Annotated in this window: 18 protein-coding genes, 1 rRNA gene and 2 riboswitches; of the genes, 4 read left to right on the forward strand and 15 right to left on the reverse strand. The window is 39.5% G+C overall.

The window, feature by feature from the left end:
* From M028_RS0111010 to M028_RS0111080, 15 genes are all read right to left on the reverse strand, one after another.
* Positions 1–275: ribosomal RNA gene (locus M028_RS0111010) — 16S ribosomal RNA — on the reverse strand; the annotation flags it as partial.
* 336 nt (positions 276–611) lie between these two features.
* Positions 612–1,733: a serine hydrolase domain-containing protein gene (locus M028_RS0111015; RefSeq protein WP_026573958.1), complete on the reverse strand. Its 1,122-nt coding sequence runs from the start codon at positions 1,731–1,733 to the stop codon at positions 612–614.
* 128 nt (positions 1,734–1,861) lie between these two features.
* On the reverse strand, positions 1,862–3,907 hold the full coding sequence (ptsG, locus tag M028_RS0111020) for a glucose-specific PTS transporter subunit IIBC (protein WP_026573959.1): 2,046 nt from the start codon (positions 3,905–3,907) through the stop codon (positions 1,862–1,864).
* A gap of 188 nt (positions 3,908–4,095) precedes the next feature.
* Positions 4,096–4,938, reverse strand: coding sequence for a glucose PTS transporter transcription antiterminator GlcT (gene glcT, locus M028_RS0111025; RefSeq protein WP_026573960.1), 843 nt, complete (start codon positions 4,936–4,938; stop codon positions 4,096–4,098).
* 150 nt (positions 4,939–5,088) lie between these two features.
* A complete protein-coding gene (locus M028_RS0111030; protein WP_026573961.1) occupies positions 5,089–6,414 on the reverse strand; it encodes an NCS2 family permease in 1,326 nt (441 codons plus the stop codon).
* A gap of 111 nt (positions 6,415–6,525) precedes the next feature.
* Positions 6,526–6,627: riboswitch (purine riboswitch) on the reverse strand.
* A 163-nt stretch (positions 6,628–6,790) separates the two neighbouring features.
* Entirely contained in the window at positions 6,791–8,311 is a 1,521-nt protein-coding gene (guaA, locus tag M028_RS0111035) for a glutamine-hydrolyzing GMP synthase (protein WP_155925575.1), read from the reverse strand.
* Positions 8,312–8,471: 160 nt separating this feature from the next.
* Positions 8,472–8,573: riboswitch (purine riboswitch) on the reverse strand.
* A 41-nt stretch (positions 8,574–8,614) separates the two neighbouring features.
* The gene (locus tag M028_RS0111040; protein WP_026573963.1) at positions 8,615–10,837 is read right to left on the reverse strand and encodes a transglutaminase TgpA family protein; all 2,223 of its coding nucleotides are present in this window, start codon (positions 10,835–10,837) and stop codon (positions 8,615–8,617) included.
* Positions 10,834–12,045, reverse strand: a complete 1,212-nt coding sequence (locus M028_RS0111045) for a DUF58 domain-containing protein (protein ID WP_026573964.1) — start codon at positions 12,043–12,045, stop codon at positions 10,834–10,836. Before M028_RS0111045 ends, M028_RS0111040 begins: the two co-directional genes overlap by 4 nt.
* Positions 12,046–13,002 (reverse strand): AAA family ATPase, encoded by a 957-nt coding sequence (locus tag M028_RS0111050; protein ID WP_026573965.1) that lies wholly within the window; start codon positions 13,000–13,002, stop codon positions 12,046–12,048.
* A gap of 137 nt (positions 13,003–13,139) precedes the next feature.
* The gene (locus M028_RS0111055; protein ID WP_026573966.1) at positions 13,140–14,882 is read right to left on the reverse strand and encodes a CocE/NonD family hydrolase; all 1,743 of its coding nucleotides are present in this window, start codon (positions 14,880–14,882) and stop codon (positions 13,140–13,142) included.
* Positions 14,883–14,971: 89 nt separating this feature from the next.
* Positions 14,972–16,450: a sodium:solute symporter family protein gene (locus tag M028_RS0111060; RefSeq protein ID WP_026573967.1), complete on the reverse strand. Its 1,479-nt coding sequence runs from the start codon at positions 16,448–16,450 to the stop codon at positions 14,972–14,974.
* Complete coding sequence (locus M028_RS0111065) at positions 16,447–16,635, reverse strand: DUF3311 domain-containing protein (RefSeq protein ID WP_026573968.1); 189 nt, start codon at positions 16,633–16,635, stop codon at positions 16,447–16,449. The genes M028_RS0111060 and M028_RS0111065 overlap by 4 nt, the downstream gene beginning before the upstream one ends.
* A gap of 213 nt (positions 16,636–16,848) precedes the next feature.
* Complete coding sequence (locus M028_RS0111070; RefSeq protein ID WP_026573969.1) at positions 16,849–17,931, reverse strand: tartrate dehydrogenase; 1,083 nt, start codon at positions 17,929–17,931, stop codon at positions 16,849–16,851.
* Positions 17,931–19,379, reverse strand: coding sequence for an aldehyde dehydrogenase family protein (locus M028_RS0111075; protein WP_026573970.1), 1,449 nt, complete (start codon positions 19,377–19,379; stop codon positions 17,931–17,933). Before M028_RS0111075 ends, M028_RS0111070 begins: the two co-directional genes overlap by 1 nt.
* Positions 19,376–20,461 (reverse strand): aromatic ring-hydroxylating oxygenase subunit alpha, encoded by a 1,086-nt coding sequence (locus tag M028_RS0111080; protein WP_026573971.1) that lies wholly within the window; start codon positions 20,459–20,461, stop codon positions 19,376–19,378. Before M028_RS0111080 ends, M028_RS0111075 begins: the two co-directional genes overlap by 4 nt.
* 402 nt (positions 20,462–20,863) lie before the next feature.
* On the opposite strand from M028_RS0111080, the gene M028_RS0111085 reads away from it, so the two are divergent.
* The 4 genes from M028_RS0111085 (at position 20,864) to M028_RS0111100 (ending at position 25,242) form a co-directional block, all read left to right on the forward strand.
* A complete protein-coding gene (locus tag M028_RS0111085; RefSeq protein WP_026573972.1) occupies positions 20,864–22,222 on the forward strand; it encodes a sigma-54 interaction domain-containing protein in 1,359 nt (452 codons plus the stop codon).
* Positions 22,223–22,388: 166 nt separating this feature from the next.
* Entirely contained in the window at positions 22,389–22,709 is a 321-nt protein-coding gene (locus M028_RS0111090) for a hypothetical protein (RefSeq protein ID WP_026573973.1), read from the forward strand.
* Between the two features lie 177 nt (positions 22,710–22,886).
* Positions 22,887–24,497 (forward strand): LytS/YhcK type 5TM receptor domain-containing protein, encoded by a 1,611-nt coding sequence (locus tag M028_RS0111095; RefSeq protein WP_026573974.1) that lies wholly within the window; start codon positions 22,887–22,889, stop codon positions 24,495–24,497.
* A 16-nt stretch (positions 24,498–24,513) separates the two neighbouring features.
* Entirely contained in the window at positions 24,514–25,242 is a 729-nt protein-coding gene (locus M028_RS0111100; protein ID WP_231510801.1) for a LytR/AlgR family response regulator transcription factor, read from the forward strand.
* Positions 25,243–25,283 lie beyond the last annotated feature (41 nt).

A 25,283-nucleotide genomic window follows, 5' to 3' on the forward strand; every position in this document is an offset into this window, starting at 1 on the left:
AGCCGTTACCTCACCAACTAGCTAATGCGCCGCGGGCCCATCTGTAAGTGTCAGTTAAAAACCGACTTTCAGCTTTTCCTCATGAGAGGAAAAGGATTATCCGGTATTAGCTCCGGTTTCCCGAAGTTATCCCAGTCTTACAGGCAGGTTGCCCACGTGTTACTCACCCGTCCGCCGCTAATCAACAGGAGCAAGCTCCTATTGATTCGCTCGACTTGCATGTATTAGGCACGCCGCCAGCGTTCGTCCTGAGCCAGGATCAAACTCTCCAAGAAAGTTGATATAGCTCATTTGTTACGTTGGCTCATGTTCTCTATATAATAGAAGAAACATGATTATTATTGTTTGTTGACGTTTTTGTCTGTTTAGTTTTCAAAGAACAATCTTGTTTTCACTTCTAAAGTCTCTTTCAGAAGCAACTTTATAATAATATCATCTCATTAACGTTTTGTCAACATTTTTTAATAACATTTTTATCATTAAATTGTTGACTTGTCATTAACGACTGCTTAAATATATTACCATCATTTCTACAATTACGTCAACACTATTTTAAATAAAAATTCACTAGAATCCTATTGAACCTTTTTTTCGCTATTTATTTGTTTCGTTTAAAAATATTTTTGGTAAAACCAAAATTTTGTCCCTAAACAAATTGAAGCCAATTTACGTGCCAATTCTCCTGAATTCCATGTTCCGGTATTATTAGACAGGACGATAACGGTAACCCTGTCTTTAATAAAATCCACTATTTCACATTTAAAACCAGGCAAACTGCCGTTATGCTCAATCATAGGTCTTCCAAAACTTATAAAGTTATTTGCTACTTTCCAACCGTAGCCATATTTAAAAACACCCAGTTTCGAGGTATCGATATAGCCTGTCTCCATTTTTTCAATCTCTTTTGGTGAAAGGATTTTTAAGTCATGTATCGCATTATTGTATCTCATCATGTCTCCGACTGTTGAAATAATATCACCCGCTCCTGCAAGCTGGCTTTCATCATCCCTCTCAACCACTTTCCGCATGTTCCTATATCCCATTGCAAAATCCTTTGCATCAGCCTTTTTAAAATAGGTATGATCCATGCCAGCAGGTTTAAAGATATTGTCCTGAAAATAGGTCTGATAATTTTTTCCGGAAACCTTTTCAACAATGTAAGCAAGCATCATATACCCCGTGTTAGAATACATATATTTTGTTCCGGGATTAAAAGTCAATGCTTGTTTCTTCATTAAATTAATAAAAGCAGGCAGCGTGATCAGCTTGGTTGTATCTGTAAGTTTAGAATGGTCAGCAACCCCCGAGCTGTGGGTCAGCAAATTTTGAATGGTAATTTTATCTCCATCCGGAAAATGATCGATATATTTAGATATAGGATCAGAAGTTTTCAATTTCCCGTTCATTTCAAGTTGAAGAATAGATACCGCTGTAAAGGATTTTGTAAGCGATGCGATACGAAATTGGGTGTTTAGTTGATTAGGTAATCCGGTTTCTTTATTGGCAAATCCATAGCCTTTTTTAAATACTGCCTTTCCATCCTTGGCAACTAACACGACACCATTAAATTGACTATCTAAAGCCTTTTTATCCATAAACACTTCGAGCCTGTTATTGAGGTTACCTTGCAATCCCGACTGGGTGTTACCATATACATTAAATGCCGCTATCGTAATAACCAGAAAACAAAATATAACACTAATTACCCACCTGAATGACTTTTTTATTTGCACAGGATTGCCGCCTCTCAACTAATCTGCCTTTTGAATCAATTATACGTTTATAATTCGTTATTTCAAAAATTCAATACTTATAAAACACAAAAGCCGACCCCATTTAGAAGGTCGGCTCTGCAAACTGCTTATTTTTTAATTCTTACGATATCTGCTTGTTTCAAATCTACCTGGCCTTGTTTTTCAAGCACGACTTTTTCACCTTCTGCTAAGTTGGTGAAAACAATTGGAGTAATCGTAGAAGTCGCATGCTCTTTTACATAATCCAAATCAACCTTTAGTAATGGCTGTCCTTTTACAATACGGTCGTTTTCAGACACTAATGTTTCAAACCCTTGACCCTTCAAATTAACAGTGTCGATTCCCACGTGAATAAGAATTTCACGACCGCTATCGGATAAGATTCCAATAGCATGTTTCGTTGGAAATAAGTTAACAATCTTTCCATCAACAGGTGATACAACCGTTCCCTCCGAAGGAACAATCGCAAAACCGTCCCCCATCATTTTTCCAGCAAAGACTTGGTCTGGAACTTCAGTGATCGGTTTGATTTCTCCTTTTAATGGAGCAACAATGATTTCTTTATTAGTGTTTCCAGCCGGAACAGCTTGAAGCTTGGTTTCTTTTGACGGCGCTGCAACTCTTGGACGTTTTCCTTCCATAATATCTTTCATTTGTCCTTTAATGGTTTCAGAACGCGGTCCAAAGATGGCTTGGATGTTATTACCTACCTCAAGAACACCTGCAGCACCTAATTTTTTCAATTGGTTTTTGTCTACTTCTTTAATATCATTTACTGATACACGTAGGCGAGTAATACACGCATCTAAATGAGCAATGTTTTTCTGTCCACCCATTGCATCCAAAATATTTGATGCAAGATCACCTGACCTAGTTTTTCCTGTTGGAGCCTCATCCTCTTCTTCCTCTAATTCACGACCTGGAGTTTTGAGGTCAAATTTACGAATTGCAAAACGGAATCCAAAGTAGTAAATAACTGCAAAGACAAGACCTACCGGAATAACTATCCATGCATGTGTTTGCGGATTAATAAGCCCAAATAAAATATAGTCAATCAATCCACCTGAGAAGGTCATTCCGATTTTTACATTTAAAAGATGCATGGTCATAAAGGATAGTCCGGCAAAAATGGCGTGAATACCGAATAATACCGGTGCTACAAACAAGAATGAGAATTCAATTGGTTCTGTAATACCTGTTAAAAATGATGTTAAACCAGCAGAAAACATGAGGCCGCCGACAACAGCTTTCTTTTCTGGCTTTGCTTCATGATAAATTGCCAAAGCCGCAGCAGGAAGACCAAACATCATAAATGGATATTTACCAGTTGTGAAAGTACCTGCCGTTAAGTGTTTTACACCATCTTTAATTTGCTCCATGAAAATATGCTGGTCACCATGAACAATTTGACCCGCTTTATTTGTATAGCTCCCAAATTCAAACCAGAAGGGCGCATAGAAGATATGATGCAATCCAAACGGGATCAGAGAACGTTCAATAACCCCGAAAATAAAGGCAGAAAGCGTTAAATTTGCATCTACCATGTTCGTTGAGAATGCATTTAAGCCTGATTGAATCGGCGGCCAAATGACAATCATAATTAATCCTAAAATTACTGAACTTGCTGCCGTTATAATTGGTACAAACCGCTTACCTGCAAAGAATCCTAAATAAGATGGGAGTTCAATTTCAAAAAATTTATTGTACATTGTAGCTGCAATGATCCCGACAATAATACCGCCAAACACACCCGTTTGCAGAGTTGGAATCCCCAATACAGATGCATAGCTTTGCGGATGTTTCGTTAAAGCATCAGCATCAATGCCTAGTGCTGTACCCATTGTTGCGTTCATAATAAGGAAACCAACAATTGCCGCGAGACCCGCAACACCGTCTCCTCCGGCTAATCCAATTGCAACCCCGACTGCAAATAACAGAGCAAGGTTACCAAAAATAACACTTCCTGCTTGTTCCATAACTTTAGCAACCATTGCTATACCATGGTTGTCTAAAAATGGTGCAAGATCTAATAAGGTTGGGTTTTGAAGTGCATTACCAATCGCAAGTAAAATCCCAGCAGCCGGCAAAATTGCAACCGGCAGCATTAATGCTTTACCGACTTTTTGCAAGACGCCAAAGGCATTTTTAAACATGATATAACCCCCAATATTTTAAATTTAGCTCATTAAGCGTTTTCATTTATGCTATAAAACCAACAAAAAAAGGCATGAGTAAAAGTAAATTGAATAAAGGTATGGGTATAGAATGCCCTCTACACTTTATTTCAATGAATACTTTTCACTCATGCCTGATCGAATCAGTAACACGTAAAAAATAATGGCTATTTAATTTTCTTTTGAAGCCTTTGCAAATGCATCGTTAAATAGACTGCTTCTGCATCATAGACTGTCAACCTTAATGTTTGCTGCATTACCTTAATGAGCTTCCAGGAAAGATTATAGCATACTGGATATTCTTCTTTCAATAGGGAAGCAATTCTTTCTGGTTCCTCTACCCTCTCCCCTTTCTGCACTCTTTCAATCGCAAATCGGAGATGACGAACAAGGCGCATATAATCAACGCTTTCTTTATCAATTTCAATATCAAGCTGTTCTTCGACCATTTCAACCAGCCTGCTTATAAGCTGAGAATGTCGGTTCACATCGGAGAGGTTTTTATTTGTAATCGCACTATGAATATGCAGTGCAATAAAACCAATCTCACCGTCGGGGAGGTTTATTCCCGTTTTCTCTCGAATATATTGGACGACTTCTGCCGCCACTTCGTACTCATGCCGATACAACGCTTTTGTTTCCACTAAAAACGGGTTGGACATTTCCATCCCTTGTGATGCCCTTGTAATCGCAAACATTAAATGATCCGTTAAAGCAACGTGGATATGTTCATTGAGCTGCGAATTTGTTCTTTGCTTGATCAGATCTATAGCAGAAATAATCACTTCAAGAAATTCATTATCAATAAAAGGAAGCAGCTTAATATAACTTTCTTGTTCCTTTTCATTTTTTAAAACAAAAAGCTTTTCAACTGTATCAGTCTCAATAAAATCCCCTTGTTTCCGATTGAAACCAATACCTTTTCCAATTAAGACAACTTCTTCATAGGAAGGGTGTTTAGCGATTAAAACATTGTTATTTAACACTTTATCAATCAATAATTTTGCCATACCCTTTTCCCCATTTCCCTTTTCCTTAGTACCATCATCGTAAAAGAGAGAATACAGGAAGTCAACGGCAATTTTCGACTATTTCCACGGAAATCATGACAAAGTCGACAAAAAGAACCTCAGAAATATTACTGAGGTTCTTTTTAGCACTTATCTTAAAATAAAATACACAAGAAAGATTGCGAAGAAGAAGTACATGATTGGATTAACTTCTTTAATTCTACCCTTTACAATCATAGTAATTGGGTAAAAAATAAACCCAATCGCGATACCAGTCGCAATACTATACGATAGCGGCATCGCAATCATTGTTAGGAATGCTGGTACTGCAATTTCAAATTTTTTCCAATCAATTTCCCCAATAGAGGTAACCATTAACACTCCAACAATAATCAGCGCAGGTGCAGTTACAGGAGATGTAATAACCGACAATAATGGGAAAAAGAAAAGTGATAAAATAAAGAAACCGGCTGTTACCAACGATGCAAATCCCGTTCTTGCTCCTGTTGCGACTCCAGCTGTGGACTCAACAAAAGATGTTGTGGTTGAGGTACCCATTACAGCACCGGCCATGGTCGCAATTGAATCAGAAAGTAACGCTTTCCCTGCATTCGGAAGCTTGTTATCTTTCATTAAGCCCGCCTGGTTTGCAACGGCAACAAGCGTTCCTGCGTTATCAAAGAAATCAACAAACAAGAATGTCAGGATAATTCCCACCATACTCGTTGACCAGAAAGAACTGTCACTAAAGGATGAAAATACAGCACCAAATGTTGGGTCTAAACTCGGTACTTTTCCAACAACTTGATGAGGAACATCAATTAAGTTAAAAATCATTCCCACAATCGCCGTGATGATCATTCCAAAGAATACGGCTCCTTTTATTCCTCTGGTCATCATGATAACCGTAACTAAGATACCAAAAATCGTAAGCAAAGTATTCCCGTTTGACAGGTTGCCTAACCCCACAAGAGTTGCATCGTTTTTCACGATAATTCCTGATTCCTGAAGTCCAATAAAAGTGATAAACAAACCAATACCTGCCCCAACGGCATGTTTTAAATCGATTGGAATTGCATTAATAATTTTTTCACGAAGACCAGTCAGTGTCAAAACAAAGAAGAACACACCAGAAATTAATACCGCACCTAACGCATGTTGCCAAGGAATTTTATCACCCAATACTACTGTATAAGCAAAGAATGCATTTAAACCCATCCCCGGTGCAAGCGCAAGCGGGTATTTTCCAAGGAGTCCCATGACAATAGAACCGATAGCAGAAGCAATAGCCGTTGCCACAAATACCGCTCCATAATCCATTCTCAAAGCATCCGGGAACCCTTTAATACTTGCTAAAGATAAAGTTAGTGGGTTTACCACTAAAATATAAGCCATCGCTAAAAAAGTAGTCATACCGCCCATGAATTCTTGACGATAACTGGTACCAAACTTTGCAAACTCAAAATAGTTTTTCAACCCTTTTACCCCCTAATTAATCCTTTATCTAATAAAATCACCAAAAAACGCTTCGGTATCCACCGAAGCGTTGACTATAGGCATATGTAAATAACAAAAGGACAAAAATCCCCTATTAAAAACTCGCCTCGTAGTCAAGCTATTTACGGTAGCTCGGTAGAAACTTCTGGGCCATATCCCCAAGATTATACGACACAATATGACAAATATTTAGTACGTTAGTATCATATCAAGGGTTAGGTTTTCTGTCAACAAAAAATACGAACGTTTTTTATTTTAAAAATAAAAACATTCGTATTTTCCAACATTTATTCTATTATCCGATTTGTACAACTAAAAAATCAGTGGGGAATCCCCCACTGATTAAAGTTTCACCTTATTCCCACTCAATTGTAGCCGGCGGCTTGCTGGTAATATCATAGACCACCCGGTTTACATGGGCAACCTCATTGACAATTCGGGTTGAAATAACTTCAAGTACATCCCATGGAATCCGCGCCCAATCGGATGTCATCCCATCGATCGAGGTAACAGCACGAATACCAATCGTGTAATCATACGTTCTGGTATCACCCATTACCCCAACACTGCGGATGTCAGGAAGGACAGTAAAGTATTGCCAAATCTCGCGGTCTAAGCCCGCCTTTTTAATTTCCTCACGTAAAATCCAATCCGATTCACGTACAATCTCTAATTTGTCATCTGAAATTGCACCTAGTACCCGAATACCAAGACCCGGTCCAGGGAATGGCTGGCGCCAAACAATATCATCCGGAATCCCAAGTTCAGTTCCAAGAGCACGGACCTCATCTTTAAAAAGGGTATTTAATGGCTCAATTAATGTAAACTGCATGTCTTCAGGCAGACCACCGACATTATGGTGGGATTTAATCGTTTGCGCCGTTGCCGTACCACTTTCAATAATATCGGTATAAAGAGTTCCCTGCGCTAAAAACTCAATTCCTTCAAGCTTCGCTGCTTCATCGTCAAATACATAGATAAATTCGTTACCGATGATTTTACGTTTTTTCTCTGGATCTGAAACACCCTCCAATTTGGAAAGGAAGCGATCCTTTGCATCAACCTTGATAACATTCATATGGAAACCTTCGGAGAAAGTTTTCATAACACTTTCTGCTTCGTTTTTACGAAGTAAACCGTGATCAACGAAAATACATGTTAACTGGTCGCCAATCGCTTTATGGATTAGTACAGCCACAACAGATGAGTCTACACCGCCGCTAAGAGCACATAGGACTTTTTTGTCACCGACAGTCTGACGGATTTTCTCCATTTCCATTTCGATAAAGTTTTCCATCGACCAATCGCCGCTGCAATCACAAACATTGAAAACAAAATTCTTCAGAAGGTCATTTCCATAAACAGAATGGCGGACTTCCGGATGGAATTGTACTGCGTAAAGCTTTCTTGCCTCATCACTCATAGCTGCAATCGGACAGTGTGGATTCGTTCCGTCTATTGTAAACCCTGCAGGTGCTTCAACAACCAAATCACCATGACTCATCCAAACCACCTGTTCATTTGGAAGATCCTTAAATAAAGCAGATTGATTTTGTATGGTCATGGTTGCTTTTCCATATTCACGCTGCTTTGCTTTTTCGACTTTGCCGTCAAAATGAACGGTCATTAATTGCATCCCATAACAAATCCCCAGAATTGGCAGACCCATTTCAAAAATCCCTTCATCACAACGGAAGGAATTTTCATCATAAACACTGTTCGGACCACCCGAGAAAATAATCCCTTTTGGATTCAATTTTTTGATCTCTTCTACGGTAATTGTGTGGGGATGCAGCTCACTATACACACCAAATTCACGAATTCGGCGGGTAATAAGCTGGTTATACTGGCTTCCAAAATCTAAAACAACTATCATATCCTGTTTACCTGACAATGCGGCCACCTCTTTTTTAATTTCATGCAATTTTAATTAGTTTTTACTACAAATGAAAAAAATAAATAAAAAAAGAAAACTAGCTTTCTCCAACCCAAAAAAAAATAGGAAGGCAGAATTCTAGTTTTCTCGCAAAATCGCTCAAAAAACTTTCTGCCTTCATAGTCGGGCCATTTACGGCAGCCCGGTAGAGACTCTCGAACCCTATCATCGAGGATATATGAAGGTAACGTAAAACGAACCTTATTGAATTAAAACTTATTGTAGCAATTTGTCGTTTTTTGTTCAAGCGATTGTCTTTTTAATTAAATTTTCCCACAATTCACAGGCTTCCTTCCAACTTCCCTCAGGCAGCTGATTATGATAGAGATACTGTTCATATCTTGAGGTCAAACGGGTCATTTCACTGGTTGAAAAAAATGAGTCAACATAGCGGGCATAATTCCTTAAGGTTTGATTTTCCTTACGGGTAATCCCGTATCTCTCAAGCTGGTTTAATAAAATTAAGTAGGCATAACCAATATTTTCATCCCTTTTCCTAAAACGAAATTTTAGGAGCAAAAGATATGGATACCATTTTCCGCGAATTCGATAAAGAATCCCTGAAACTCCTAAGGCAACCAACAGGATAAGCATTAGCGGCTTCCAGTAGCTTTTGATTAATACATTTACGTTCTTTAGCAGGCCTTTTTGGTCTGTGAACTTTTCAGAACTCTTCCCATGTTCCTCTTCACCCAGCGGTTTCTTTACCGGTTTCATTGCAGGTACTTCCGTTGTTGAGGTAGTGCTTGAGATAGTTGAGCCATTTAAATAGCTGATTGAAACATCATTTGAAAAACCCTTCGTCGGTTCAAACGGCACCCAGCCTTGGTTTGGTAAATAAACCTCTACCCATGAATGGGCATTATTATTGGTAATTTCGTAAATCTGTTTAGAAGGATCCTGCTTGCTATATTGCAAAAATTCTCCGCCTGTGTACCCTTTTACCCAGCGTGTTGGAATTCCTAGCGTCCGCATCATCACTGCCATAGAGGTAGAAAAATTATCGCAATAGCCTTTTTTCGTCTCAAACAAAAATTGGTCGACATAATCATCATCCGGCCCTGGAAGAGCGACATCCTTTTGTTCATAGGTGTATTCCATACGACTAAAATATTTCTCCACCGCTTTTGCCTTGTCAAACCAATTGGTTTCCTTCGAGGTAATCTTCTTGGCTAATTGTGTAACCCTTTGAGGAAGCTCCTCAGGCAGCTGCGTATATTTTTTGTACAAAATAGGATCCATCACTTTAGGGTCAAACTTCTTTGTTTTCCTTAAGTCATTTGCCCGATATTTTGGAATGTCATACACAATTGTATAAAGATTCGGTACAATCGGTTGATCAAAACTAGTAACCGCAATAATTCGTTCCATTGTTGTATCGATATTAAACGAAACTCCGTCCCCAAGATTAGGATAGAAATTTAAGATTTTCCTAATTCCTGCAGGATAGATCACATGAGGGTATTGGTAATCCTGTACAGGGAATACTCTCGCCTGTTCTTTTTCCGTTTTTACAGTCTTACCCAATGGATATACGGGTACAAAATCCCCTTCGCTAAACGGAATGATTTCAGATCCTGGTGATAACACCCAGCCTTTTCCGGTATAAGTATCCTTGGTCTCTACTTTCCAATAATTCTTCCCATTTGCTTCTATGCGAAAAACAGTTTTATTATCGCCCAAAAAGGGGCCCCCCAGTTGGGCATCATTCGTTCCATAGCCAATCCTTTGGATTCCCCCACTTTTATCATCACTGTGGTATTTCTTGTCACCTTTTAAATACGGAACAGGGTCAGGCCAGATTGGAGCAGCCTTTGGTGCGGCAATCCCAACAACGACACTAAAGGCAATCATCCCGGCAAGGGGTATCATCCATTTTCTTGGCGTAGCATATTTTTTATTGATTTTTTCTTTTGCTATCACTCGGTAAAAAGTGAGCATTCCCATTATAGTAAACCCGACAACAACCGTTCGGACGATCGCTGTATTTGCACTGTAGGGTGTAAAGGTATCCAAAACAGTAATGTAGATTAACGTCATGAAGAAAAAGATAAAAATTCTTTGACGTTTTAACAGCCAATAATGGAGTAAATACGCCATAAACCACAATAGAATAAAAAACAAGAAGGAACGGAATTCGTCTGATAAGTTATTCCAATCTCTTGCAAAAAGCAAGGCAGTGTTATTTTTCAAATCAGCCAAAAACGCCGCCAGCCAGTCAAGGTCGAAAAACCCTTCCTGGTAATAAAGTTGATTGATTGAAAATAGCACATAGAGCGCTTTAATCAAAAACGACAAGGTCCATTTTATTCGATAAAATGACATCACAATGGATAATAGTAAGAACACTATAAAGATCCAAATATGGCTCGTATCGGTTAATTGTTCAATTGGCCGAAGCCACTCCCACAAAAGAAAAAAACCCAATGCAAATAATAAAAGTGTTGAAATTCCCTGATTTTTCAACGGAAACTCACCTCCGAGAAAGCTTGGCTGAAGTTCCCTTCATGGATCATAATAATCCGAACCCCGCGAGCATTTGCAATCGCGATGAGTGACCGTTCATTTTCAGTTGGCGATTCTTTTTCAGCTTTGATGAGAAAAATGGTGGTTGAACCCTTTCTTCGACCGAGAAAACTTGCCTTTTCAATAAGCGGTTTGTTCAATTTTGCGGTTACCACCATAAACGATAGCGTTTGCTGAATAAATAACCCATCCATTTCTAACACTTTTTCCAAAGGTGAAACGCTTTTGGCTTCAATTTTTGCGAGGTGATAAAAAAGCTGTTGGAGATGCAGTTCTCCCCCTCGAATGGGAAAAGAGGCTCTTTCCTGACTAATTGTTAACAGACCTGTTTGTGCTCCTTTTTTTAAAACCGCCCTTAAAAGTGAAGCAGTAAAGGAAACAATCGCCTCAAAGCGTGGGTCCGGCACACAATCCATAACAACAAACACATCATGCGATAGCCGCTGCTCAAATTCCTTTGTCATGATTTCATTCCGTTTGGCGGATGCCTTCCAGTTAATCCAGGAAAACCGGTCCCCCGGCTGGTAGTCCCTTACTCCAATTGCCATCGATGTATCGCGCTGTACCCGCTCCCTTGAAGCAGTCATCCCTTGATCATAGTGGTTTTCAAACGGACGGTACAGAAGCTCTGAATAGGGAGGGTAAACGATGATTTTATTTTCAACTGTAAAGACCTTTTCCTTCTCGATTAAACCAAGCGGATCGCCGATTCTTACTTTAATCGATTGAAAAAGATGCTCACCTCTCGGCAGTTCATCAATGATGTATTCATAGGAAAGCTCTTTCTTCATTCCGGCAATGAGAAGTGCGTTTTGGTTTATTTTCAAAGGTGAAAAATTTTCTCTTAGTTGGTCATCAGCCATCAGGTAGAACAACGGAAAAGACGATCCCCTTCGGAGGGTGATTTTAACCTTTAATGGTTCACCGGCAATGTAATCAGATTTTGGAATTTCTCTAATTACTGTCATGTCCTTTAAGGAATAAAAGGATAAGGCCAAGCAATAGAAGCCAAACGGCAAAAAGCTGTAAAATAAAAACCAGCTGACAAAACCTCCTTGAAACATTGCGTAAGAAAAGGTTAAGAGAATCAAGAAAAATAAAACCGTAAACTTCCAAACCTTTTTTAAAAAAGTGGCTATTTTCTTCATTTATTTCACAAGCCTTTGAACCGGAACTGGAACTCTGCCAACGATCCCGCTAATAACTTCTTCTGCGGAAATCCCTTCGAATTTGGCTTCAGATTTTAAAATAATTCGATGGGATAAGACGTATGGGGCTAAATATTGAATATCATCCGGAAGAACAAAGTCACGCCCGTACATAAAGGCATACGCCTGAGCAACTTTCATTAAGGCAATTGATCCCCTTGGACTTGCACCCAGATAAACACTGCCATGGCCCCTTGTTCGACTGACCACTTCGACAATATACCGCTTCATCGTATCATCGACAAACACCTCTTTAATTTCCTGTTGCAATAAAAGCAGACCTGCGAGGTCAATTACCGATTCTAGTTCATCAATCGGCGGAACTTTTTGGGCCCGGTTTAATACTTCTATTTCCTCCCCCAAGTCAGGATAGCCCATTTTCATTTTTAGCAAAAAGCGGTCAAGCTGTGCCTCCGGAAGCGGGTAGGTTCCTTCATATTCAATTGGATTCTGTGTTGCCATTACAAAAAACGGCTTTTCGAGCTTATGGGTCACACCATCAATCGTTATACTTGCTTCCTCCATCCCTTCTAAAAGGGCAGATTGGGTTTTCGGTGATGTCCGGTTAATTTCATCTGCAAGGATAATATTTCCCATTAACGGACCGGGACGGAATTGAAATTCCATTTCTTTTGGATTGTAAATCGAGATTCCCGTAACATCTGACGGTAATAAATCAGGGGTGAATTGTATTCTGCGGAACTTGGCGTCTACAGATTTGGCAAGCGCCCGCACCATCATCGTCTTCCCGACACCTGGTACATCTTCTAAAAGGACATGACCTCCAGCTAATAGGGAAACAAGGCTAAGTTCTGCGACGTTTCGCTTTCCGATCATCACTTTTTCAATATTCTCAAGTATTCTTTCAATCGTTGGATTCATATTTTCAAGGGACATTTTAAATCCTCCTCTATTTTCTACATACACCACATGATTGCATCATCCATATTTATTCTATAAATGCTGAATAAATCCTGTAAAAACTTACAAATAATGCAAAAAGCTGCTTACAAGGAAGCAGCTTTGCTTGATTATTATTTATCTACCGGAACAACTGGTAGTATTAGCTTGGAAGGATATTGTTCATTATGAAAAATGGTTTGCTTGGCAGTTCTTGTCTGTTTGCTCTCAACTAATGACTTTCCTGTATTTGGATTTGGTAAATAATGCGGAGAGCTGCTGGAAGAAATTTCAAGTGTGATTCGATGCCCTTGGAGAAATACATTGCTTGTAGCCCAAAGATCGATTTCATACTCCACCACTCCCCCCGTCAATTCTTTCTCAGGCTGAAAGCCATTCCGGTATTTTGCGTTAACAATTCCCTCCGTTAAAATTAAAGCCTTTCCATCGGGAGCCGTATCGACGAGTTTAGCAGTAAAATCCGTATCCTTTGCATCAGTAGAAGCCCACAGTTTCACCTTTACCTGGCCTGTCACTTCTATTGCTTCAGTTAATGGCTCAGTTGAATAAACAAGCACATCTTCTCGTTCTTCTATTTCACGTTGATCAAACGGCCCCATTGTCAGCGGACCGGCAAATAGGGTACTTCCACCTTTTGTTGGTACAGGGTTTTTGGGGTCGTATAAATAGGAATCAAAGGCTTCATCCACAGGGCACATCAGCGAAAGCTCTCCATCACCATTTTTCGTATTAGCTTTTCCGCTACTATGCAAATAGAAATTGGTATATTGGGTTCGTGCAAGCGGCCATTCCCATTCGTCCCGCCATTCATTGATGCCCATGACAAAAATTTTAACCGGCGGTTCAGCTTCCAAACCAATATCGATTCCCTTTAACCAATGATTAAACCAGCGAATATGGAGGTCTGTGATATTCCCACCTAAATCTATCCAATCACCTGAAGCGTGCACACCGAAGGAGCATTCGCCTTGAATAGAAGCAAAATATCCATGCCCCCATGGTCCGACAATCAGTTTTTGGTGTTTTCCCGTTTTGGTCATCTCTGAGTAATTGGTTAAGGTCGGGCCAATAAAGCAATCATACCAGCCACCTAAATGATAGGCTGGAATCTGCAAGTCTTCATACTTATCGATAATACTAGATTCCTTCCAATAATCATCATCTTCAATCGGGTGTTCCAACTCTTCGAAAAAAAATTCAGCAACCTTAAGTTCCTTTAAGGGTAACCATTGATTCACCGGGGCAAACTGGTATAGTTCGTCCAATTTATTAAGCTGATCCGCAAGACTTCTTAATGCATCTGCTCTTTTTTTTGGCTCTCCATACTTTCGCATAAGTAAATCAGGTGCAATGGATTCAAGCGTCCAAGTTTCCGTAAATCCCGGCTGGTAAACGCCGTTTCGGTAGGAAGCACCATTTCTTTGGTCATTCAACGTCATAGCAGGAAAAATAGCAGCTAAGTGTGGCGGCCTCTTTGTTGCTGCCATCAGCTGGGTATATCCATAATAGGACATGCCAAACATGCCAACCTTTCCAGTAGAAAATGGCAGAGATGCTGCCCATTCCACCGTATCATACCCATCATTCGCTTCCTGTCTAAAAGATTGGAATTCCCCTTCCGATTGAAACCGCCCTCTCACATCTTGAATAATTACTACAAAGCCATTCTCTACAAGGCGGTTTGTATCTAAGTAACGATGTGAATAATGGGGTAAATCCTTACTATATGGAAGCCTTGTTAACAGAACCGGAAAGGCCCCTTCCTCATTTGGACGATAAATATCTGCATAGAGGATTACGCCATCTCTCATTTCACATGGGACATTTTTTTCAACTAGAATCTGAATTGGTTTCATTTTTAAAGACCTCATTTTCTTTCCTAAATTCACCCTCAAAAAATACGATCCCATGAGTCACCAGACTACATGGGATCGCCACACTTTCCCTATAGGTTACTCACTTTGCTGAAAGGCTCTTCCTGGATATAAGCAACCTTTTTGGTAAAAAGGCTGACTGCTAGCATAACAACCGTATTGACTATAATCGCAACGACCCCAATGTCTAAATCCTGAATGAAGTGTGGCGCACTTGGGAACATCGTAGCCATTGTTGTGCCTTGAATCGTTTGGTAAGCGACAATTGCCACCCCAACAATCATTCCTATGGCAGCGCCAACCTTACTGACCGGATTTTTCTTCATAAAGCTGAAAGCAAGTGGCGGGAATAACTGTAGAACAAAGCTATAGGCCATCGTCAACAATGCAATCATCGTGTTGCCGCCATAGAATGTAAAAACCAAAGAAATTAAAGCAAGGACTGGAACAAAAATACGTGTTAATTTTGCAAGCTTTTGCTCAGATGTATTCGGTTTAAAATGTTTATAAATATTTTTTGAAAGAAGCGTTGATGCCGTTAGGATAAGTAAGGAACACGGGATGAGAGCTGCAAGTAATCCGGCTGCTCCAATTACACCCACAAACCAAGGCGGAAGCGCAGCTTTTGCAATTTTAAACAAGGACAAATCTGAAGCTGTCCCTTCCAGACCTGGAATTTGCAGAACCGCTGTAAAACCAATAAAAAGAATAAAGACAAGAACGATTTGATACAAAGGCAAAAAAGCTGTATTTTTCCTTAATGCTGCTTCACTCTTCGAAGATAAGCTAGCACCAAAGCAGTGGGGCCACATATATTGACCTAATGCAATTGTCAGACAGATTGAAACATACCAAGAAATACTCAATCCTTTATCAGGCATTAACAGGAATCCAGGTTTAGCTTTATCCAAAGTTTCGAACATTGGCTGGATTCCTCCATAGTAATGAAATGGCAGATAAAACCCCAAAAATAAGACAACAGTAAGCATTAGAATATCTTTTAACACCGCTGTCCACGCTGATCCGTGAATACCAGAGATATAAACAAAAATTGTTACTGCAATAAGACCCACCCAAACGGCAATTTTTGGAGGAATTGCCCCGTAAGAAGCCTCAGAAACGATAATCTGAAAGCCTTTTAATTGTAAAACGATGTAAGGAATCATCGAAATCACGCCGATCATCGCAACGAGTAACCCTAAATTCTTACTTTGGTATTTTTTAGCGAAAAAGTCAGATTGAGTAATGAGATTGTGCTTTTTAGCGTAGCGCCAAATTGGAGGCAGGATCCAAAAAGGAATGACATAGGTTATGGCACAAAAAACATAGATAGTGGGACCTCCCATGCGGTAGGCTCCGCCGCTTGCACCTAAGAAAGTGAATGTAGAAAACATTTCTCCGGCCATTAGAACAAACATAATCATTGAACCGAAATTCCTCTCGGCCACGGCCCACTGTTCGAGCTTCATGTCGCGCCCTTTTCGTGCTTTAATTCCGAGGTAAATCGCTAATAACAACGTGAAACCAATAATGAGAATGGAGCTGTTCATTTGTTTTGCTCCTTTCGATCAATTATGGCATTACAAACAATCAGACAGGCAGATGTGAGAATCAGCCATAAAGTAGACCAAAATATAATAAACGGTAACCCAAAAACATACGGTTCAACCTTATTAACAACCGTTAAAGCTCCAATTGCAGGCAGGATGGTCAGCAATGCAATCCATTTCCTCATTCGCAAAATTCCCTTCTATTGTGAAATTATAAAGAAGTTCCCTCCCCTAGAAAACTTCATGTCTTGTAGGCGTTTACATTAATGGATAAAGAATTTTTTTTATTATCAGATAATTGGTTTTAAAAAAGCCCCCTTCTGCATTCGAATAAGAATAAGAAGGGGATGAATGTTACTTTATTTTAACCTCTCCCATAAAACAAACCCATTTTTGAATTAAGCTTTTAGCGACACAAGTGATTGAATTATCTCTACTGCTCGGTCCCCAACTTGGGAAGTTGAAGCCGTACCCTTCATATCAGGTGTCAACATTTCCCCCTCAACAAGTAGTTCCTCCACAGCATCTAGAACTAATTTTCCATACTGTTCGTAGCCTAAAAAGTCGAGAAGCTGGCTGGCTGACCAAATCGTTGCTAAAGGATTGGCAAGGCCTTTTCCTGCAATATCCGGAGCAGACCCATGAATCGGTTCAAACATCGATGGATATGTTCTTTCCGGATTGATATTCGCTCCTGCTGCAAGCCCGATCCCCCCGGCCAAGGCTGCACCTAAATCGGTTAAGATATCGCCAAATAAATTGGAAGTAACAACGACCTCAAAGCGCTTCGGATCGTGAATCATTAACATCGCTGCCGCATCAACAAGATAGGACGCGGTTTTCACATCCGGATAATCTTTGCCTACTTCTTCAAAAACCTGGTCCCAGAAAACCATTGAATAGTTCAAAGCATTTCCCTTACTAATGCTTGTAAGCGATTTTCCTTCTTTTCTTGCGGTTTCAAACGCATAGCGGATGACGCGTTCTGTTCCTTTTCGGGAAAAGACACCGGTTTGCAGGACCACTTCGTTCTCTTGGCCTTTAAATAACCAATCTCCAGCTCCTGCATATTCACCCTCACTATTTTCGCGGATAAACAGCATGTCCACATCTTCCCGCTTCACGTCCTTCAATGGACATGCCGCACCTTTAATTAACTTAATCGGACGGATATTAATATATTGATCAAAGCCTTTTCTAATCTTTAAAAGTAAATCCCATAATGAAATATGGTCAGGAACACCTGGATACCCGACAGCCCCAAGAAAAATTGCATCGTAGTTTTGTAATTTCTCAATTCCGTCGGCATCCATCATCACACCGTGCTTCGTGTAATACTCACAGCCCCACGGAAAATACGTATATTCAAATTGGAGAGAAGCGTCCAATTCAGCAATTTTATTTAAAACCTTAATTCCCTCCTGGAGAACTTCAGGGCCAATCCCATCTCCCGGGATCACGGCAATTTTATATACGCTCATTACTTATCGCCTCTGTTCCAAACAATTAATTTCATTTCCGTCATCTCTTCTACTGCATATTTGAGCCCTTCACGTCCGGTACCGCTCTCTTTTACACCGCCGTATGGCATGTTATCTACCCGGAAGGTTGGGATATCATTGATCATTACAGCCCCTACTTCAAGAGCTTCACTAGCAAATAGCGCATGATCAATATTTTTAGTATAGACACCAGCTTGCAGCCCGTATCTGGAATTATTTACGTAGCCAATCGCTTCTTCTACCGATTTCACTTTATTAACAATCACAACTGGAGCAAATACCTCTTGGCAGGAAACCTTTAACAGCGGATCAACATTGGTAATTACCGTTGGCTCTAAAATTCCATCGGTTAATTTACCTCCGGCTAATACCACTGCATCGTTTTGTTTAGCTTCTTCAATCCAGCTTAGTGCCCGCTCTGTTTCTTTTTTCGAAATTAACGAAGAAATATAGGTTTCTGGATCTAACGGATGACCAACCTTTAACTGCTTCGCCACTTCAACAAATTTCTCGACAAATTGATCATATACCTCTTCATGGGCGTAGACGCGCTGAAGGGAGATACAGACCTGGCCTTGATTTGAAAAGGCCCCCAAGATGCAGCGGTCAATGACCTGATCCATATTCGTATCTTTATCTAAAATGACTGCAGCATTTGATCCAAGTTCCAAAGTGGTTTTCTTCAAACCGGCTTTATTGCGGATGCCAATTCCGACCGCTGGACTTCCTGTAAAGGTAATCATTTGTACACGGTCATCTTTTATAATCGCCTCACCAACTACTGAACCTGACCCTGTCACGACATTCAATACTCCGTCTGGTAAACCGGCTTCTTTGAAAAGCTCTGCGATGTATAAAGCAGATAAAGGAGTTTGTGATGCAGGCTTCAATACGATAGAATTTCCCGAAGCAATCGCTGGACCCACCTTATGGGCCACTAGATTCATAGGAAAGTTAAACGGTGTAATAGCCCCGATCACGCCAATTGGTTTACGAACAGTATAACCAATTCTTCCAACCCCGCCTGGTGCAGCATCAAAGGGAATGGTTTCTCCATGAATTCTTTTCGCTTCTTCTGCAGCAAACTTATATGTTTCAATTGTTCTGGTAACTTCGCCTTTTGCAAAAGAAATAGGTTTTGCTGATTCAATAGCGATCACTTCTGCCGCTTCGTCCGCTCTTTCTTTTAATAATTCTACCACTTTTTCCAGAATAGCTGACCGCTCAAATGCTGCCATTTTTGAGATTACTAGAAACGCTTCCTGTGCTGCCTTGATGGCCTCTTTTGTTAAGTGCTCATCCGCCATGGCGATGTCAGCGATTACTTCATCAGAATAAGGAGAATAGAGCGGTGCATAGTTGTCAGCCTCTACATCTCGGCCATTAATAAATAAGTGCTTCTTTTCTACAACTTTTACATTTGTCATCGTCCTAACGCCTCCAATACCATTTCGTGAAATTGAACAATTGCCTTTTCTGATTGGGAATATACTCCTTGGTTAAAGGCACGGGAACGGAATCCAATTTGCTCTAATTCTACTAAGTCAACATCTTCCTGTCTTACTTGCTCCGCAAATGTAACCAAATCTTTTTCTTCTTGTGTTAGGTTTTCATCTCTAAAGTAGTAAGTATAAACTGCTAAAGTATTTTCATGATCAATTGGAATCATTTGAATCGTTGCCATATTTGCTGGTCCTGGATAAATGGTTACCATCAAGTTTGGCCATAACCAATAGAACTCTCCACCCTGCATTTCAGCTTCATTCAAATCTGTTGTTCCCATTGTTTTATCCGGCTTAATCACTGATCCTTGAACGGAGTAGTTTTGGCATGTAACAATTTGGTAGTTTTTCATATCCAAAGTGGCCACAAAGCTTGGGTGGGCAACATGGCAATGGTCACACTCTAAATAGTTATCAATGAAAGCTTTCCAGTTCGCTTTGATTACACGTGTTTTTTGATTGATTCTTTTTAATTCTCCTAAGAATGGAAACTTGCTTAAGCGGTCAAAGAAATCACCGTATGTTTCCTGTAAGGTTTTGGCGTTATCATCTAGATTAACAAAAATTAATGACTCTAAAATTTCCATTCTGACAGATCTTAAGCAGCGGTCGCTGACACAATGGGCATCTTCGCCAGTAAAGTTAGGAGCTTTATTCAATTCTCCATTTAAACGGAATGTCCAGCCGTGGTAACCGCATTGAAGAATTTTCTTTTGACCAGACTCATTTTTTTCCAACTTTGTTGCACGGTGCGGACAAACATTATAAAACGCTCTAATTACTTCATCCATCCCACGCGTTACAATAATTGGCTCACCTGCTACATCAGTAGTAAAGAATTGTCCTGGTTTTTCTAACTGGCTTACATGGCCGACTAATTGCCATGATTTTGCAAACACATCTTCCATTTCTTGTTCTAACACTTTTGGATCTGTATATAAATCATAAGATAATGTTCTCTCAAAAGTTCGATTTGCTTTGTTTTGTACTTCATTATAAGTTGCCATTTTATTTCCTCCTCGAATCATTCATCATTTTTTTGGTAAAATTATGTTTCTAAGAAATATTTCAGGCTGTTTGAAGGCCATCTCCCCCCTTCAAAATCAATTTTTAAAATGAGTCATTTTCAATTCACCTTTGAAATCCCTAAATACAACGTGACAATAGTAATAATTAAGCGTTTACAAGATAGTGAAAATTTTGTTTAATTAATTCAATGAGATTTCTCATCCATGTCTAACGACACTCACTATTAATTAATGCAAGTATCGTGCCAAAACTATAAATAGTTGAAATACCTTGAAAACTGTCAATTTTTTTTCGAAATTTGTTCAAACTTTGTTCAAAACTGAGTTGTTTTCAACTCGTTTGAATTATAATCAACTCATCTTGTAATGGAGGAATCTTGAATGGTTTCCGAAACACAAAGTCCGTTCGATATCACTGTAGAAACATTAAAAAAAATCCTTGATTATTCATCTGATGAAATCTTCGTGATCGATGCACAACAACGAATCATTTTCGTTAATAGTGCCTGCGAAAGGCATTACGGGTTAAAACCTGATGATGTTGTGGGGAAATATAATATTGAATTATTTGAAAAAGGATACTGGAAACCTTCAATCGTCCCTTCAGTATTTAAGGAAAAGAAAACCGTTAGTATGAAACAGACAACCTATTTAGGAGCGGAGTTACTAACAACAGCCGTCCCTATATTAAATGATCAAAATGAAATTGAATTTGTTGTGACGACATCTCAAGCGCTGCAAAACTATAAAACTATTAAAACGGAAAAAGAAGAAGTAATACCTTCCGGCAATCCTAACAGTGCTACCCCCATCACCAATTGTGAAAAAATGAAAGATATTTTAAAGGTGTGTGAAAAAATCGCTAAGGTCGATTCCACAATTTTAGTTCAAGGTGAATCGGGTACTGGTAAGGGGGTACTGGCTCATTACATCCATAATATCAGCAAACGAAGTGACAAAACTTTCTTAAAAATAAACTGTGCTGCTTTGCCAGAGGATTTACTTGAATCGGAGCTTTTTGGATATACCCAAGGGGCCTTTACCGGGGCAAGTAAGTACGGAAAAAAAGGCTTGCTAGAAATTGCAGATAAAGGCACATTATTCCTCGATGAAATCGGCGAAATGCCTTTGTCCCTCCAAGCAAAGCTTCTCCAAGTCATTCAGGAAAAACAGTTCCTGCCAATTGGCGGACAGGAAATGAAAGAAGTAGATGTCCGGATTATCGCCGCAACCAACCGTGATTTAATTGACATGGTGCATAAAAACCAGTTTCGCGAGGACTTATTTTACCGCCTAAATATTATCGATATCCAGCTTCCGCCGCTAAGGGAACGAAGAGAAGATATTATTCCATTAACCTATAATTTCTTATATAAATTTAATAAAAAATACGAAATGAATAAAATCATCTCGCAAGAATGCTTAGATCTATTTTTTTGGTATTCTTGGCCAGGGAATATCCGCCAGCTTGAAAATGTGATGGAGAGATTGGTCGTCACAAGTGATTCCATCATCCAAACAATTGATTTACCTGATTTAATCTTAAAAAACATAAAACCGCACACACAGCATATTCTGCCTGAAAATCTTGATGATGCGATTGAGCATGTGAAGAAAACGCTTGTAGTACAATCCTATAAAAAACATAAAAGCTCAAGAAAAGTGGCTAAAGATTTAAATATCAGTCAGACGAGGGCCGTGAAGCTGATTAGTCAGTATTGCGGGGATGAGATTTTATAATCAAAGAAATTCTAGCTACTAAACTTTAAAAGTGATAACTTTATCACCTATAACCCTAAATTCAATCCTTTAAAAATGTTCGAATATTTGTAACACCATTTATTGATGAGAGATGGGATAATCAAATACAGATAAGACTAAAGGGAAATTTAGGAGGCGGTTTTAGTTGTTAAAGTTTATCGTTTTTGTAGTTTTAATCCCGATTACAATCTTTCTATTGAGTGCTTTTATTAACGGGCTGTTTGAGTTAAGTCATGAAGAAAAGGAAAACAGGAAAAGCCTCATTAGAGAAGGAATTGAGGGGTATCTTGATCAGACATTTGGATATGGAACGGCTAAAATTTTCAAATCGATACTTGATGCCGAAGGTTTATTAAGCTATATTATTTATTTGCCTCATTATGAGTGGCTTAAATCCACAAGATATCAATGGTTTGAAGTCTCTCTTTCAGATAAAGGCTATACTCATAGCGAAATTAGAGCCTAACCCAATAATCTTCACACCCCAGAAAAGGGGTGTTTTTTTATTTGTACCGTACAAAAAGTAATGTAGAATAAGGTGGGCATGATTATGGGATTCTATACCAAATTACTATTCGTGTGATGGAATTGCGAGTGGGGTGTCGGACACTCCCCTTTTCCCTTCAACAGGAGGTTCTTACCAATGCTTTACCTTTTAGCCGAACAAGTGGAGCGTGTAGGTTTCCTTATCGCAATGGCCTTTTTGCTTTCCAGGCAGCAAAAGCTCCGCCATTTTATGCATTATCAGGGAGAAAAACAAAATATATGGTATTTCATCCTATTATTTAGCTTTTTCGCCATATTAGGCACCTATTCGGGCCTACCAGTAACAGGGATTGGTTTTCATGAAACACCTTGGATTCATAAAATTTCAGGCTGGGAAGCTATTGCTACCGCAAGGACCATCGGAGTCGTAATTGCCGGATTATTCGGCGGAGTTCGAGCCGGGGTTTTTGTCGGTTTAATTGCCGGAATCCATCGTTATTTATTAGGAGGCTTTGTAGCCATACCGTGTATGATTGCTCCAATCCTTCAGGGGCTTTTTTCCGGACTGATGAAAAATTCGTTTAAAAAAAGATACCGACATATTTCTTCCATCCAAATGTCCTTTATGGTCGGCTTTATTGCTGAAACCTTACAAATGCTGTTGATCCTACTGCTTGCCCAACCATTTGATAAGGCGCTTGCTCTGGTTATGTTAATTGGCATTCCCCAAATTCTATCCAATAGTCTCGGGGTTGCGGCATTTTTTGTGATCCTGATTCAGGTTGCTCTTGAAGAAGAAAGAATTGGGGCAGAGTATGCTCAAAAAGCGCTGCAAATTGCCGAAATGACTTTATCCTATTGGCGGAAACCCCTTCCTGAAGCAGTGAGAGAAATTAGCCAGGCCCTTATTCGGGAAACCGCGGTCATTGGTGTTGCCTTTCATCAAAAAGAGAAATTACTATTTCAGCAAGGAGCAACTACCCCGTTTGAAGTCGATTTACCGATAGAATATAACACAAAAAGGATTGGTCTTTTCCGCATGTTTTATAAGAGTGAGCAAGATCACAAAACAGCTGAAGGAACTGCCATTTTAAAAGGATTAAGTCAATTGTTTAGCCAGCAGTACGCCCTCGCAGAAGCGGAGAGGCAGGCCCATTTAGTGACCAATGCCGAGATTAAAGCACTCCAGGCGCAAATGGACCCGCATTTTTTATTTAATGTATTGAACACAATTAAGTCCTTGATTCGGACCTCGCCCGATGATTCAAGAAATTTAATCACACAACTGGCAAAATACTTACGAAAGAATATGCAGAATAGGAATCAAGACCTGATCACGATAAAAGAGGAATTAGCCCACGTCGAAATCTACCTAAACCTGGTTAAGGCGCGATTTGGGGATAGGTTAGAGGTTACATGGGAGCTCGATCAACAGGGTTTGGACTACACGATTCCACCTTTAACGATACAACCATTAGTAGAAAATGCAGTCATACATGGAATTAGTGAAATAAGCGGCATTGGTTTAATTAAAATTAGCGTCACTAAAATGGCGAATGGGGTTCAGATTCAAGTGATGGATAACGGAAAAGGAATGGCCTCCCAAGTTGAAAATGGAGAACAAGAGGAACATATGGGTGTTGCACTTGCCAATATCCAGCAGCGCCTGCTCTACCATTTTGGAGAAAACTCCGATTTCTCGATAGAGTCACAAATAGGGAAAGGAACCATTATATCTTTTATTCGACCTATAGATGAAACAATCTAAAAGCTAGAGGTGGTTTATGATGAAAGTACGTGTATTAATTGCGGATGATGAGCAGCCGGCACGGGAAGAGTTAGCCTATATGCTTGGTGAAATTTCGGGGATAGAACTGGTTGCTGAGGCATCCACTGGGATGGAAGCGGTCAAAAAAGTTAAAGAGCTAAAGCCAGAGCTAATGTTTTTGGATATTAAGCTCCCTGATTTAACTGGATTGCAAGTGGCTGAACTGATCAATGAATTGGACGTTCCTGTACAGATTGTCTTTTTAACAGCCTATGACCATTATGCCATTGAGGCATTTAAATTGAGAGCCTTTCATTATCTTTTAAAGCCGTATGATTTAGAAGATCTCATGGAAGTATTCGATACTTATTCTAATTTTTTAAAGGAAAACCAGCTTAAAGCCACTTCTTCTAAAAATAAATTAGCCATTGAAACAGAAAATGGAATCACCTATTTATCACCAAAGGAAATTTACTTTATTGAGAAACAAGGGCGCGAAGTAATCATTCACACAAAAACTGAAACCATGAAGGCACTTTTTACACTTAGTGAACTGTATGAAAAACTCGAACGTTTTTCCTTTTTCCGAACACATAAAAGCTATTTGGTTAATTTAGAACAGATTAAAGAACTGAGGACTTGGTTTAATGGCTCATATAATATTATTATGGATGACCAAGAACAATCAGAAGTGCCTGTCAGCCGAAATTATGTGAAAGATTTACGTCAAAAAGTGGAATTATGACATCTTACATACAGTTTTCAACATGATAGGACAGATATAAA

Source organism: Bacillus sp. UNC438CL73TsuS30 (assembly GCF_000482325.1).
Lineage (GTDB): Bacteria > Bacillota > Bacilli > Bacillales > Cytobacillaceae > Neobacillus.